Source organism: Bacteroides muris (ex Fokt et al. 2023) (assembly GCF_024704895.1).
Classification (GTDB): domain Bacteria; phylum Bacteroidota; class Bacteroidia; order Bacteroidales; family Bacteroidaceae; genus Bacteroides; species Bacteroides muris.
Genome location: NZ_JAMZEE010000020.1, coordinates 25,261 through 40,021, shown reverse-complemented (window position 1 = coordinate 40,021; position 14,761 = coordinate 25,261). Strand labels below are relative to the sequence as shown.

Annotated in this window: 14 protein-coding genes; 12 read left to right on the top strand and 2 right to left on the bottom strand. The window is 46.5% G+C overall.

The features are described 5' to 3' along the window. The first annotated feature begins 1 nt into the window (after position 1). The 5 genes from M1B78_RS09815 to metK all read left to right on the top strand — a co-directional run bounded on the left by M1B78_RS09815 (position 2) and on the right by metK (position 5,276). Complete coding sequence (locus tag M1B78_RS09815) at positions 2-910, top strand: CDP-alcohol phosphatidyltransferase family protein (protein WP_257940560.1); 909 nt, start codon at positions 2-4, stop codon at positions 908-910. Continuing rightward, a complete protein-coding gene (locus M1B78_RS09810) occupies positions 900-1,895 on the top strand; it encodes a lysylphosphatidylglycerol synthase transmembrane domain-containing protein (protein ID WP_016272234.1) in 996 nt (331 codons plus the stop codon). Before M1B78_RS09815 ends, M1B78_RS09810 begins: the two co-directional genes overlap by 11 nt. Positions 1,896-1,901: 6 nt before the next feature. After that, positions 1,902-2,636: an HAD family hydrolase gene (locus M1B78_RS09805; RefSeq protein ID WP_257940559.1), complete on the top strand. Its 735-nt coding sequence runs from the start codon at positions 1,902-1,904 to the stop codon at positions 2,634-2,636. Positions 2,637-2,761: 125 nt separating this feature from the next. Continuing rightward, positions 2,762-3,697 (top strand): Rpn family recombination-promoting nuclease/putative transposase, encoded by a 936-nt coding sequence (locus M1B78_RS09800; RefSeq protein ID WP_257940558.1) that lies wholly within the window; start codon positions 2,762-2,764, stop codon positions 3,695-3,697. Positions 3,698-3,983: 286 nt separating this feature from the next. After that, complete coding sequence (gene metK / locus M1B78_RS09795; RefSeq protein WP_257940557.1) at positions 3,984-5,276, top strand: methionine adenosyltransferase; 1,293 nt, start codon at positions 3,984-3,986, stop codon at positions 5,274-5,276. Between the two features lie 117 nt (positions 5,277-5,393). Here metK and M1B78_RS09790 read toward each other — a convergent pair whose 3' ends face one another. Beyond that, entirely contained in the window at positions 5,394-6,602 is a 1,209-nt protein-coding gene (locus M1B78_RS09790; protein WP_257940556.1) for an ATP-binding protein, read from the bottom strand. 251 nt (positions 6,603-6,853) lie between these two features. Between M1B78_RS09790 and M1B78_RS09785 the strand changes: the two genes are divergently transcribed. From M1B78_RS09785 to M1B78_RS09755, 7 genes are all read left to right on the top strand, one after another. Next, positions 6,854-7,324 carry a tetratricopeptide repeat protein gene (locus M1B78_RS09785; RefSeq protein WP_257940555.1) on the top strand — a complete coding sequence of 157 codons (471 nt, stop codon included), beginning with the start codon at positions 6,854-6,856 and terminating at the stop codon, positions 7,322-7,324. A 54-nt stretch (positions 7,325-7,378) separates the two neighbouring features. Then, positions 7,379-8,488 carry a tetratricopeptide repeat protein gene (locus tag M1B78_RS09780; RefSeq protein ID WP_257940554.1) on the top strand — a complete coding sequence of 370 codons (1,110 nt, stop codon included), beginning with the start codon at positions 7,379-7,381 and terminating at the stop codon, positions 8,486-8,488. Positions 8,489-8,665: 177 nt separating this feature from the next. After that, on the top strand, positions 8,666-9,007 hold the full coding sequence (locus M1B78_RS09775) for a DUF3244 domain-containing protein (RefSeq protein WP_257940553.1): 342 nt from the start codon (positions 8,666-8,668) through the stop codon (positions 9,005-9,007). A gap of 19 nt (positions 9,008-9,026) precedes the next feature. Then, positions 9,027-10,004 (top strand): hypothetical protein, encoded by a 978-nt coding sequence (locus tag M1B78_RS09770; RefSeq protein ID WP_257931530.1) that lies wholly within the window; start codon positions 9,027-9,029, stop codon positions 10,002-10,004. A gap of 4 nt (positions 10,005-10,008) precedes the next feature. Next, complete coding sequence (locus M1B78_RS09765; RefSeq protein WP_257931529.1) at positions 10,009-10,998, top strand: thioredoxin domain-containing protein; 990 nt, start codon at positions 10,009-10,011, stop codon at positions 10,996-10,998. Positions 10,999-11,015: 17 nt separating this feature from the next. Then, entirely contained in the window at positions 11,016-12,005 is a 990-nt protein-coding gene (locus M1B78_RS09760; RefSeq protein WP_120172993.1) for a DUF4249 family protein, read from the top strand. Positions 12,006-12,039: 34 nt separating this feature from the next. Then, the gene (locus M1B78_RS09755; RefSeq protein ID WP_257940552.1) at positions 12,040-14,271 is read left to right on the top strand and encodes a TonB-dependent receptor; all 2,232 of its coding nucleotides are present in this window, start codon (positions 12,040-12,042) and stop codon (positions 14,269-14,271) included. On the opposite strand, the gene M1B78_RS09750 is transcribed toward M1B78_RS09755, so the two are convergent. Beyond that, positions 14,261-14,689: a hypothetical protein gene (locus M1B78_RS09750; RefSeq protein WP_257940551.1), complete on the bottom strand. Its 429-nt coding sequence runs from the start codon at positions 14,687-14,689 to the stop codon at positions 14,261-14,263. The genes M1B78_RS09755 and M1B78_RS09750 overlap by 11 nt on opposite strands. Positions 14,690-14,761 lie beyond the last annotated feature (72 nt).

Genomic DNA, 14,761 nt, shown 5'->3' with positions numbered 1-14,761 from the left:
AATGGGAAATGAATTTGTATCTACATTGAAGTCGGCCGATACGGAGGAGTGGATTGACATCCTTTTCTATCGTCCCGCAGGTTATCGCTGGGCGTTATTGTTCAGGCGGCTGGGCGTACATCCCAACATGGTGACGGTCTTCTCCATTATTCTGGGCGTGGCTTCCGGTGTGTTGTTCTATTACAAGGATATCTGTCTGAATGTGTTGGGCATACTTTTGCTGGTATGGGCGAATATGTATGATAGCGCCGACGGGCAGCTGGCTCGCCTTACCGGACAGAAGACCCTGCTCGGGCGCATACTCGACGGCTTTGCCGGCGACCTTTGGTTCTTGGCCATCTATGTGGCTGTCTGCCTGCGGCTGCAACCGGAGTGGGGAATCGGGATATGGGTACTGGGAGCCTTTTCGGGGCTGGTGTGCCATGCCAAGCAGTGCCAGCTGGCCGATTACTACCGGAACATCCACCTTTTCTTCCTGAAGGGGAAGGAGAACAGCGAACTGGACACTTCGCGGCGGTTGCGCGAGTCCTATCGTATTCTCGGCTGGAAGAGAGATTGCCTGCAGAAGTTGTTTTTGTTCTTCTACATCCGTTATACCCGTTCGCAGGAACAGATGACGCCTGCTTTCCAGCGCTTCATCTCCGAGGTTGGCAGGAGGTTTCCCGAGACGGTGCCTCAAAGTCTCCGTGACGATTTCCGTCGGGGGAGCCGTCCGCTGATGAAGTATGCCAATGCGCTGACCTTCAATGTGCGTGCCATTGTTTTGTCTGTTTCGGTGCTGGCCGGAATACCTTGGGCTTACTTCGTATTTGAGGCGACGGTGCTGAACGTCTTGTTCTTCTACATGCGTTTCCGGCATGAGAAACATTGCAATTGTCTGAACCGAAACATAGACCGTTATGAAGAATAAGTACCGCAACTGGTTCATGCTTTTCGGGATTCTTGCCGTAGTGCTGATGGTCTGTACGATGCGCATGGATTATTCCGAGATAGGACGAAGCCTGCTGCGTGCGGGTATATGGTTTCCCGCCGTATTGCTGCTCTGGCTTTTCGTCTATCTGCTGAATGCTTGTTCCTGGTATCTGATCATCAACGACGGGAAGAAATACCCCATTCCCTTCTGGAAGGTATATAAGCTTTCGGTCAGCGGGTTTGCGCTGAATTATACTACGCCTTGCGGGTTGATGGGCGGCGAGCCTTATCGGATTATGGAACTTGCCCCCTATACGGGAGTGAGTAAGGCATCTTCTTCGGTCATTCTGTATGTCATGATGCACATATTCTCTCATATCTGGTTTTGGTTCCTGTCTATATTCCTTTATATTTTCATGTATCCGGTAAGTCTCTCCATGGCATTGCTGCTGGCCGTGGTGGGTGCATGTTGTCTGCTGGCCGTCTTCTTCTTTTTGAAGGGTTATCGGGCAGGAATGATGCTGAAGGCGCTGGGCTTGTTGAAGAAAGTTCCTTTTCTCAGGAAGCGGGCATCCGGTTTCCTGGAGTCCAAGCGCGAGACTTTGGTGCGGATAGACGAGCAGATAGCTTTGCTTCACGGACAGCACAAGAAGACGTTTTACAGTTCGCTGGTATTGGAATTCATGGCGCGCCTCTTGTCGAGTCTTGAGATTTACTTCGTCCTGCGCGCCTTTTCGGCAGAGGTAAGTGTGGGTGATGCAGTGCTGATTCTGGCTTTTTCGTCGTTGTTCAGCAATCTGATATTCTTTTCTCCAATGCAGCTGGGCGCGCGTGAGGGAGGCTTGGCGCTTGCAGTGGGCGGGCTTCATCTGTCGGGAGCATTGGGTGTCTATACCGGACTCATCACCCGGGTGAGGGAATTGGTGTGGATAGCTATAGGGATTGTACTGATAAAGATAGGGAACAGTAAACAAAATACATGAAACATTATGGAAGACAAATTGAACGTGAAGGGGCTTATCTTTGATTTTGGCGGTACGCTTGATACGGGCGGCAATCATTGGGGAGAGGTGCTTTGGGAGGTATACCGGCACTTCGACGTGCCGGTGGCGAAGGATGCCTTTCGCAAGGCATATATCCACGGCGAACGGACGCTGGCCATGCATCCGCTGATACAACCTCATTTCCACTTTGCCGACGTGCTCCGTGCAAAGCTCCGCATCCAGCTCGGGTACTTGCAGGAGCAGGGCATGCTTTCAGCTTCCTTTGCCCCCCGCGAGGAGTTGGCAGAGGCCATGGCCGCGTATGCCGACGGATGTACTCGCGAGGTGCTGGCGCGGAGTGCCGGGGTGCTGGGCAGGCTGAGGCCGAAGTATAGTATGGTGCTCGTCTCCAACTTTTACGGAAACTTGCACACCGTGTTGCAGGACGCCGCCTTGCTGCCGTTGTTCGACCGCGTCATCGAGTCGGCCGTGGTGGGTGTGCGCAAGCCCAATCCGGCCATTTTCGCTTTGGGCGTCTGTGCCTGCAACCTGCCCGTGTCGGAAACCGCGGTGATAGGCGACTCTTTCGACAAGGACATGAAGCCTGCCCGTGCCCTGGGCTGCCGCACCATCTGGCTGAAAGGGAGCCAATGGGAAGAGCCGCGCGACGCCGACAGCAATCCGGTGGATGCGGTAGTGACGGAACTGGAGGAGATCGAACGGTGTTTGGAGTTTATTTGAGGGAGATAACTCCTTCTAACTTCCCCAAAACAAAAGACTCCTCCTCATCCCTTGGTTATTAAGATTTTAATCCGTTACTTTGCGAACGACTAACAGTAATAACCCAAAAAAGAGGAGGAGAAACCATGTCCAACTACATCCGTTTTGACTGGGCCATGAAACGCCTGCTGAGAGACAAAGCGAACTTCGCGGTGCTCGAAGGGCTCATGACCACACTGATGAAGAAGAAAATCATCATCAAGAGACTGCTGGAGAGCGAAAGCAACCAGGAAAGCGAATACGACAAGTACAACCGCGTGGACCTGCTGGCGGAGGACGAGACGGGAGAACTGCTGCTCTTCGAGATACAGAACAACAACGAGTACGCCTACTTCCAGCGCATGCTGTTCGGAACGTCCAAGCTGGTGACAGAATACATCAACAGAGGGGAGGGATACGAGAAAATCAGGAAGATATACAGCATCAACATCGTATATTTCGCCCTCGGAAGCGGAACGGACTTCGTGTACCACGGAAAGACCGAGTTCAGGGGCATACACAACAACGAGCTGCTGCAACTCTCGCCCTTCCAGAAGCAGACGTTCAAGGCGGACGAGGTGAGCCAGCTATATCCGGAATACTACATACTCAAGGTGAACGACTTCGACCGATGGTCGAAGGTGCCCCTGGAGCAATGGATATACTTCCTCAACACCGGAGAGATTCCGGAAGACGCCACCGCGCCGGGACTGTCCGAGGCAAGGGAGAAGCTGCAGCTGGACAAGCTGTCGCCCGACGAGCTGAAAGCTTACTACCGCCACCTGGACAATGTGGTCATCCTAAGGGACAACATCCATACCGAAAGGGCAGAGGGAAGAGCAGAGGGAAGAGCAGAGGGATTAGAAGAAGGATTAGCCAAAGGAAAAGCCGAAGGAATAGAAGAAGGATTAGCCAAAGGAAAAGCCGAAGGAATAGAAGAAGGAAAAAAGGAAATGGCACTGAGGATGAAAGCCGAAGGCATCCCCGTGGAAATCATAGCACGGTGCAGCGGGCTATCGGCAGAAGAAATAGAGGCGTTATAGGCAAACAGTCAAGAAAGTTATCGCTCTTCGGACTTAGGAGTTGGAATCCGAAAGAGTCATGTGAATCAGTGTTAATCTCCGCCGTCCGTAGCGCGGATACAAGATTTCTTTTTTATCTTTGCGCCCGAAAACGATATGTGGAGAGATTTGAGTAGCTTGCAACCACGGAAAAAAATGCTAAAACACATCCTTTCCTGACGGCCCGCGCGTGCCGGACGCACCTACTCATATATACCTTTCTCCATTCATCGGACTATCGATTATCAACTATCAATTCTCAACAGAAATGGGATATTTATTCACATCCGAATCGGTGTCTGAAGGACACCCCGACAAAGTGGCCGACCAAATATCGGACGCTGTGCTTGACAAACTGTTGGCCTACGACCCCAGTTCAAAAGTAGCTTGCGAAACTCTGGTTACTACCGGGCAGGTAGTGCTGGCTGGAGAAGTGAAAACCAAAGCGTACGTTGACATGCCCCTCATCGCACGCGAAGTAATCAAGAAAATCGGCTATACCAAAGGCGAGTACATGTTCGAGAGCAACTCGTGCGGCGTGCTGAGCGCCATCCACGAGCAAAGCCCCGACATCAACCGCGGCGTGGAGCGTCAGGACTCGATGGAGCAGGGTGCCGGAGACCAGGGAATGATGTTCGGCTATGCCACCAACGAAACGGAGAACTACATGCCGCTTTCGCTGGACCTTGCACACCGCATCCTGCAGGTGCTGGCCGACGTCCGTCGCGAAGGCAAGGTGATGACCTACCTCCGTCCCGACGCCAAGAGCCAGGTGACCATCGAATATGATGACAACGGCAGGCCCGTACGCATCGACACTATCGTAGTCTCCACCCAGCACGACGACTTCGTACAGCCTGCCGACGACAGCGAGGCCGCACAACTCAAGGCTGATGAAGAAATGCTCGCTCAAATCCGCCGGGATGTAATCGAGATTCTGATGCCGCGTGTCATTGCCTCCATCCATCATGAAAAGGTGCTGGCATTGTTCAACGACCATATCACATACCACGTCAATCCCACGGGCAAGTTCGTAATCGGTGGTCCTCACGGTGACACCGGGCTGACGGGGCGCAAGATTATTGTAGATACCTACGGCGGCAAGGGTGCCCACGGCGGCGGCGCTTTCTCCGGCAAAGACCCTTCGAAGGTAGACCGTAGCGCAGCATATGCTGCCCGCCACATTGCCAAGAATCTGGTAGCTGCCGGTGTGGCGGACGAGATGCTGGTGCAGGTAAGCTACGCCATCGGCGTGGCGCGTCCCATCAATATCTTCGTGGATACTTACGGTCGCAGCCATGTCAGCATGAGCGACGGTGAGATAGCCCGCAAGATTGACGAGCTGTTCGATCTCCGTCCCAAAGCCATCGAAGACCGCCTGAAGCTCCGCAACCCCATCTATCAGGAGACTGCCGCCTACGGGCACATGGGCCGCGAGCCGCAGACTGTCGTCAAGCACTTCAAGAGCCGCTACGAAGGCAACAAGGATGTAGAGGTAGAGCTCTTCACCTGGGAGAAGCTGGACTACGTGGACAAGGTGAAAGCCGCATTCGGTTTGTAATCAGCCTTCGATTTGTAATCAGCATAGCTTTACGGCTATTTATTATAGAGGGCCGCCCTTCTGCATATACCGGCATTCCGGGGATGCGGAAGAGGCGGCTTTCGTTGTTTCTGCCTGTCACGGGAGCAGGAACCGGTGGGCAGGCACCATTTGTATTGTTTTCCCGTTTTCTTCGAAGCTGTCTGTCTGGTTGAAAGTGACGATGGTGCCCTCTGTCAGGTTCAGTGCATTCATTGCCTCCAGCAGTCCGTTATATTCGCGGGCGAAATTCCGGTCGTTTATTTGCCGGCAGACCTGTACGGCGCTCTGCACCTTTCCTTTCCGGCTGACGATGAAGTCGCATTCTCCCTGCCCTTTGTAGTAACAGATGCTGCCCGGTTGTCGGCGTAAATGCAGGAAGACAAGGTTTTCCAGCTTGTGCCCGGTATCGTCGGAGAAGTTGGCAGAAGCCTCGTTTACCAGTCCCAAGTCTATGGCATATACTTTTTTGGGGTTACGTGCCTGCACCTTCAGCGAGTAGTTGAATATAGGTACGAATTCCAGCAGATAGGAAGACTGGTAGAAAGAGAAATAGTCCAGAAAAGTAGATGCCGCCTTTATGTCGAACATACCTGCCAGTTTCCCTGCCGATACCAGATTGCCCACATTCGAAAGGAGGTATACAGCCAAGGAGCGCAGGGAGTTCACGTCCTTGATGGAGTTTCGTATGGCGATGTCGCGTATCAGAATATCGTCTATCAGGGTATTGAGGATAATGCCGGTGTGGCTTTTCACATATTCGGGTATGCCGCCGTCGTGCAGGTAGCCGGTGAGTGATTCTTCGCCCGCTGCCAGTTGTCCGAAGGATAGATATTCGGAGTAGGAGAAGGGGAAGAGTTCCATCGGGATGTGTCTTCCTGTGAGGTGTGTGCCCAGCTCTCTACTTAGCAGGGAGGCATTGGAGCCGCTGATGAACAAGGTGTACTCTTCGTTGAGCAGTTGGTGAATAAAGATTTCCCATCGTGGGATAATCTGTATTTCATCGAAGAATAGTACGGATATTCCGCGGCGTTCTATTTCGCGTAGCAGGCGGGTAAAGTCGTCTGTTGTGAAGCCCGCCAGACGTATATCTTCGAAGTTCAGGTAGAGTGCCCGGTTGTATTTCTGCGACATCAGTTGCCGCAGAAGGGTGCTTTTACCGCAGCGGCGGATGCCGGTGATGATGGTGGCAAATGAGGGGACTACCGGTATTGCTGCCAGCGCCTCGCGTGTCAAGCCATTCTCTTTCTTGCAGAATATTTCTGCTTGTGCGTCGAGTACGGCGGAGATTTCTTCTTGTCTAATCATCTTGTAGAGAGTTGGTTGCTGCAAATATACAGTTTTATTTGTTACCGGCAAATGATTTCGTAGTTTACTGGCAAACGATTTCATAGTTTACCGGCAAACGATTGCTCCCTCTACTCCTCTATTCCTCTGCTCCTCTGACTCCCCTTAAATGTAAGAACCGTCTTTTTCCCGATAAAATGTAAACAAATGTGTTCGGTTGTTTTCCTTGAATGATGTACCTTTGTGCGCAACAAAGAATGTAAGTCCGAACTATGAGATACCTTTTGCTTGCCTTTTCCTTCTTTTTGGTAGCTTCTGTGCTGTGCCACTTGTGCAAGGAAGAAGTCACCTCTGCACGCCCCATGCTCGCGGCGGCAGACTCCATGATGTGGAGCAATCCCGACAATGCTTTGCTGGTGCTGGAACAGATACCGGATTCCCGCGAGTTGCGGGGAGAAGAACGCGCCTTGTATGCGTTGCTGCTGACACAAGCCCGATACAAGAGTTGTGTGCTGCTGGAGAACGATTCGCTGATACAGATAGCGGTAGACTATTACCAAAGAGATGGGGAGCAGGAACGGCTGGCGCAAGCCTACTTCTATTGGGGATGTGTCTATATGGAAAATAAAGAGTTTCCGAAGGCAATAAGCCTCTATCTGAAGTCGCTGGAACTGATGCCAAAGAAAGACTCTATATTCGTGGCGATGCTGTACAGCCATTTGGGGAACTGTTATAATGAGTAAGATTTACATTCTACGGCAAGGGAAATGTATCGGAAGGGATATAATTTATGTGCAGTGAAGGATTCTGCACGTTCTTTTTATGCATTAAGAGATATTGGAAATACCTTTTTGTTGGAATATCAATTGGATAGTGCGCTTTGTTGCTATCAACAAGCTTTAAAAATTGCATCCTCGCTGCAAGACAATGAGTGTTTATCCCTTATTTATAAAAACATAGCGGGGCTTTATAATGAGTTGGGGCGGTATATGGAGGCGGAATCGGCTCTTTCAAAAGCTTTACCCTATTTGACCGTTGAGGAAGATTATACATCGGCTTGTTCTATAAAGGGGGATATTCTAAATTCCTTAAATCGGAATGATTCTGCTGTTTATTATTGGAAAATTGGAGCAAGGTCTTCTAATATATATGTAAAGACATCGTCTTATAATCATTTGTTTGAAGGATATAAAAAAATGAAGGATTGGGAAAATGCTACTGTATATGTTGACTCTTTCATTCTTTTCTATGACTCCATTCAAATGATGAATTATCGTGCAGAGCTTGATGAACTGATGGATAATCATTTAATAGAACTTCATAAACGTGAATTGTCTGTCAGAAATCAACGGATAATTGCAGGCTTGGCGGTTCTTTTTTTGTTATTCATGTTTGTATTGGTCATTGTTTATCTGTGGCGTGATGCCCGTAGGAAAAAGGAGTATATGGCTTTGCAGCAGCGCTTGATGGAAAACCGTGCGGAGGTGATGCTTTTGAATGAAATTCCTGAATCAGCTTCTAATACGAAAGTAGCAGAATTACACAAATTGGAGGAAGAACGATTCAGTATCTGTGTTTCTATATTTAGAACCACCGAGGGAAGTAGAAAACTTGATGAATTGAAGAAAGCAACTGCTAAAATGCAGGTTTCGATTGCAGATACTTATAGGCAAGTGATGGTGAGTGATATAAGAAAGACTTTTGCCGATGTCATGAAAGATTTGAAGGAACACTATCCCGGTTTGACTAATGATGATTTGCTTTATTGTATATTGTCTTTGCTCCGTTGTTCCAAATTTATTGTTTTATGTATACTGGATGTCTCTTCGGACGCTATAAAAACGAGAAAGAGCCGTATCAAGAATAAAATTGATGAAGAACTGTTCAATCGTATGTTTGACTATTGATAAATAGCGTATTATGATGGATTTGTTACTTCTGTTACATTGCTCTGTTACCACTGTTACCTCTTTTTTGTAGGCTTTCTTATAAAAGATTAAGTTATTTGCAGTATCAAACTTTTAATAACTTAATTAATAATGAGAACAAGAAAACTACTATTGTGTCTATTTGCATTTACTTGTATGAATATAAATGCAATGTCTCAGAAACGACTGAAAAAGATAGATCTTGAAAAAATTGTAGCTTCTTCTACTACAAATAGTAAAGGAACACGTTCTGCTATCTTAGAGGCTTCTGCATTATTCGATTCTAATTCAGAATCAATTATGATAACTTCTCAGAATGGCTTTGCTGATGTCAAGGTTTCAGTTACCAACCTTTTTACTAATGAAACCATCTTTTCTGATTCATACTCTACTTCTGAGATAATACTAAATTTAGCAGGCTTATTAAATGAAGGAGAAGAGTATCGCTTAGAAATTACTATCGGAGATACCATATTATACGGGGATTTTATTTACTAACACTATAATTCAAGAAGAAATGAAGAAGCATTTACTGTTCGTCTTTTTAGGCGTGCTGGTTTGTTACTCATGCAGCAACAGCTACGATTTATTGGAGAATGATGCGGAGCTTGCTAAAGCTGCCGCAGATTATGAATTGACTACTAGAGCTGTTGATACTGAAACAGATACTGTGAAAATTGAAACAATAGCTGACGAACAAACCATTCAAGCTGTAATGGATGAGTATGAACAGGAATTGATGAACAGACTGTCTGTTGCTAAAGAAAGAGTAATGCGTACAGCTTATGCTGCAACAATTGATGTAGTAGGAGTTTTCAAGGTTGGCTCATGTGGTACATACAAAGAGTTAACTCTTCATCTAGATGCAGAAGATACTAGGCAGAATTCTAAAGTTTCAGGTCCAGTGGGAGATACATATGTGGATGGTAATGGTAATGTAAATTTTAAATTTTGTTTGACTGAAGCAAATAGGTATTATCCAGGTGGGGTATTTCTTGTTAATCATATAAATTATTCTCAGTTTGGTGGTACAATGGATGTTCTTGTTCGTTATCATGATTGTGATGATAAGCATAATAAGAATAGCATAAGTAGTACTGATACAAGATTTTCGTCAGTTAAAGATCTTGCTGGTTATACAATAGTGAATACTAATGCTGCTTTAGCTTGGGCCTATCCTCCTTATCCTCGTCCTCAATGGGCACCACCTTTTGGACTTGGTCCAAAACAATCTATCGCATATGGGATTTTATTGGATGGTCCATCATTTACTGATAGGGGAATAATTTATGTTGATGATGAGGATTCCAGTAACAAAAATTGGTTGAAGCGATATAAAGGATATAAAGAAGATACTTCAAATGTATCATCGGGTATGTATGGAATAGAAGGAACAGATAATACAAGATATCATGTTGTCTTGAATACGGATAAGGAGTATTTTGTGCTAAGAAATCTGTATCATCCTAATTTTGGAGGATTCCCTTATCCGTAGCGATATGAAGTATCTTGTTTTTTTATATTTCTTTTTTCTGTACTCTTGTTCCAATCGGGACAAGAGCATTGTAGCAGAAGTGAATGGCTATGAAATCAGTGCTTCAGAGTTGTCCCGACTAACTACTCAGGAAACTTTTGATTTATTGAATACAGCTTACGAAATAAAGTTGAAAGCCCTGGACGATTTGATTAAACATAAACTGATTGAGCAGGAAGCTGCTGCCGTGGGGAAAACTTTCAATGTTTTTCTTGATGATTATGTAAAAGAGATGATAAATGGTAAAGAAGACAGCCTGCTTATGATGTTCGGCTCAGTAGATGAACGTGTCCTTCATTCAAGGGAAAGGCTTAGCAAAGTGTCTTCAGGAAGTATTGAAGGGAATATTTCTTTGAGAAATGATATAAGGGCTGCTGTAATTCAGCATTTGGCAGATTCACTGTATAATAAGGCAGATATAAAAAGATATCTTTATCCTCCCAAACAGCCTCAATGTGTTATTAGTGACTTGAATGTACGTTATAGAGGGAATCTTAATGCTGCTACAACTTTCATTGTTGCTTCCGACTTTGACTGCAAACGTTGTGTTGACTTTGAAAAGACGTTGAAACAGATTTATAGTGAATACAAGGATAAAGTGAGATTTGGCTTTATTAATTTCGCCGATGAGCCTACTCTTGCATCTTTGTCATGTGAAGCTGCCGTCAAATACAATAAATTCTGGGAGTTTCATGATGCCATTTTTGAACATGAGGCTTTGGTCGATTCTGCGTTTGTTTTTGATACTGCCAGTAGACTGGGTCTGGATGTCGAAGAATATAAGCAAGAACTGCTGTCTGCGGTGAATTATGATAGGGTAAATCATACCATCAACAAATTGATGGAACGGGGACTATTTGCCACTCCTACCATTATCATTAATGACAGATTGATATATATCACAAATTCTTATGAAGAGCTGACTAGACTCTTGAAGCAGGAATTGGAACTGTAAAATAAATCTTGGCTATTATGGTGAGGTATTTCAGTATTATATGGACGTTGTGTCTGCTTTTTCTTTTGTCAGGTTGTGAGGAGGAGTTTGATGTTGATATTCCTGATTCTATGCTTGATGGAATTGTTTTTAACGGGGTGATAACCAGTGAGAATCCGCCTTACTTTTTCCTTTTGAGAAAACCTGCTTTAATATCGGGTCAAGACGGACAATACGAAGGAATAGAAGATGCTACTATGATAGTGACTGATTGTACGGATGGCATTAAGGACACAATGCAGGTGCTTCATCCGTATGATGACTATGGTGGAGTCTTTTATGACTATTACGATTATTATCAGAAGAAGTCTGCACGTGTGGCAGTGAATCCCGGGCATGATAATATTTCTTGCCGGGGTATGTATGCCACTACCAAGATTTATGGTATAGAAGGGCATTCTTATCAGTTGGATATTTTTTATGGAGGAAAACATTATAAGTCTGATATTCAAAGAATGGAATCTGCATTGCCTATTACTGATATGAAATTGAAGCGTTTTGACTTTAATGAGAAAGGGCATACATGGGCACCTTGTATCAGCTTTATCAATCCCTTTGGAGTAGACAATTACTATCTGTTTCAATTGAATGCAAATAGTTATACAAATTATTCTCTTAAGCATCCTCAGTTTCTATTAAGTAGTGGCCAATTCTGGGGATATTCTATCTTGAGCGATGAGTATCTTGAAGAGAATGTGGTTGATTTTCTGATTGACGACGGAGAAAATCCTTTGGGTTATCCTCCGGGTTGGGATTATCCCATGGGAGATTCCTTATATGTATGGGCGCAGACCATTTCCAAGAGTTGTTATGACGTTTTCGACCAGATGATACGCCAGTTTCGGTCGGATGGTGGTGCTTATACGCCTGCACCGTCATCGGTGGGCAGCAATATAAGCGGTGGGGCGTATGGCTGCTTCCGTGTGAGTGCGGTTTCCGAAAAAGGCATTGCAACGGGGGAAAGATGATGTGTTGTTTTGTAATCGTAAGAAGATAAAGCTAATGAAACGGGCGTTGATTTATTTCTGTATTTTGTTTTTGAGTTGTCAGGCAGTGGTTGCTCAAAAGGCTGTTGTACGAGGGTGTGTGACGGATGCCAAAACGGGTGAGATTCTTTCGGATGCCAATGTGCTGGAACGAAGGTCGGGAACGGGTATGGCAACCAATGCTTACGGACTTTATTCCATATCACTTCCCAAAGGGGAATGTATATTGCAATGTTCCATGTTGGGGTATGTTACTTGGAGGGATACCTTGACTTTATCAGGAAACATGGTGGTGAATATCGCATTGACTCCCGATGATTATTGGCTGAAAGGTATCGAGATAGTGGGAAGCCGCAAGCATAGCGGACAATTTGCTTTAGAAGCAAAGGAAATACAAGCATTGCCATCTGTGGGAGGAGAACCGGATTTGATGAAGTCATTGCAGTTTCTGCCCGGAGTGCAGAGTGGCAATGAAGGGACGAACAATATTTCTGTACGGGGCAGTAACCAATGGGGAAATCTGGTCTTGCTGGATGAGGCTGTAGTTTATAACCCCAGTCATGTATTGTCCTTCTTTTCGGTGTTCAACAACGATGCCATCCGTGAGGTGAACTTGTACAAATCGTTCTTCCCGTTGAAGTATGGCGGTCGTTCTTCATCCGTCATAGACGTGCGTATGCGCGAAGGCAACAGCAAGGAGCGTGAACGGAGTGCCAGCTTGGGGCTGATAGCCTCGAAAGTGCTGTTGGAGGGACCTTTGAAGAAGAAAGAAGGGTCTTATCTGGTTTCCGGCCGGTTTGGATATCCGGGTGTAGTAGCCGGATTGTTGGGAAGTAATCTGACATCCAAACCGCAGATGTGGTTTTATGATGTCAATGCCAAAGTGAACAGAACGCTGAACAGTCGTAACCGTATGTTCTTTTCCTTGTATAGCGGAGGCGACCATACCGTGTTCAACAAGCTGGTGAAAGGCTATGGGATGGATTGGGGAAATGCCACGGCTACGATGCGTTGGAACCATATACTGAATGATAAGACAAATGTGAATACAAGTGCTGTCTTCAGCAACTATTATTATAAGTACAAATCGTTGTCGGACGGATTGCGATATGTGTGGAAGTCGAACATGCAGTCGTATCAGTTGAAGTCGGATTGGGAGAGGTATCAGAACAATCTGCTGACCTTGAAGGGAGGGGTGAACCTGCATTATTTCACTACGATGCCCGGTGAGGTGGGCAAGTCCGGTAAGGATTCTAACATCACTCCTTCGGAAATGCCGCGCAAGAGTTTGTGGGATGCGGCATTGTATGCAGAGGCAAATTATAAATTCCTGCCCCGTTTTCTTCTGAATGCCGGGGTCAGGCTGTCCGTATTGCATGCACCGGCCTCTACCTATTATGCAGCCAAGACATTTGTGATGCCCGAACCCCGTGCCGAGCTCTCTTTTATTCCGAATGCCTCGCACCGGTTTTCCGCATCGTATACACAGGCGGCACAGAGCATACACATGCTTACCACCTCTTCAGTAGGTATCCCCTCGGACATGTGGATGCCTGCCAATGCACTGTTGAAGCCCTCCGTCATGCGCCAACTTGCATTGGGATATGAATATAATTTCCCTGATAAGGAATATACATTGTCACTGGAGGCATATATGCGCCGGACAAGCCATGTGGTGGATTATCGGAAAAATGCCGATATTTTTCAGAACGACCGGATAGAAGATGAAGTCGAAACCGGTTCTGCCAGAGGGTGTGGATTGGAATTCTATTTGTCAAAGAATGAAGGAGCCGTAACCGGATGGATTAGTTATACTCTCTCGCGTGCGCGTAACCGTATAGGAGGAGAGGAGTACCGACCGGTGTACGACCGTCCCCATAACCTGAAATTGTTCGTAAACTGGGAAATGAACAGACATTGGTCTCTGTCTTCCACTTTCTCCTATGCATCGGGGATGAATCTTACGCTTCCCGTTGGAAAGTATGAATCGGAACATGTATTGGTCTATATTTATTCTGCCCGGAACGGTTATCGTGCTCCGGCTTTCCACCAGCTGGACTTTTCGGCAACGTGGCGTATCAGGCAAGACCGTAGCTTGAGCCTTTCCATCATCAATGCTTATAGCCGGAAAAATGTGTTCTCTATTTATGCAGGGAGGCAGGGGCACTTTTCTGTAGGAAACGGGCGTATCTATAAACTGTATCTTTATGGCATCGTCCCTTCGCTGACCTATTCTTTCAAGTTTTGAGACAACTCTTGTTTTTTTCCTCCACCGGCAGTACAAACACGAACCTTGCCCCCTCCTTGTACTCCTTGTCCGGCAGCACTTTCCCTTTCAGCCGTTCGGCGATGAGGCGGCAGATGTTGAGTTCCGGGCCGGTGCCTTGCCCGAAGTTGTCGGCCTTGTTGGCTGCTTCGGCTTGGTCGCGTGCTTCGGAAAGTTCCTCGTTCTTGTGGCATAGTTCGAGGTTGACTTTACGTTTGCGGTGGAGGTAGAGCATCAGGAAAAGCAGAGATAACAGTAACAAGCCGGTGACAATGCTGAAAAGAGTGATGCGGTAGCGCGAGGTGGCCTGTATGTTTTCCATTTTCAGGCGTTCGGCGCCTATCTGGGTGTTCAGTTCGGCGATGTTCGACAGTTGCAGCAGATTGCTTGTCGAATCCAACTGGTGGTGATATTCTTTCAGATATTTGATGGCATTGGGGTAGTCTTTGGCGGCTACCTTATGTAGTATACC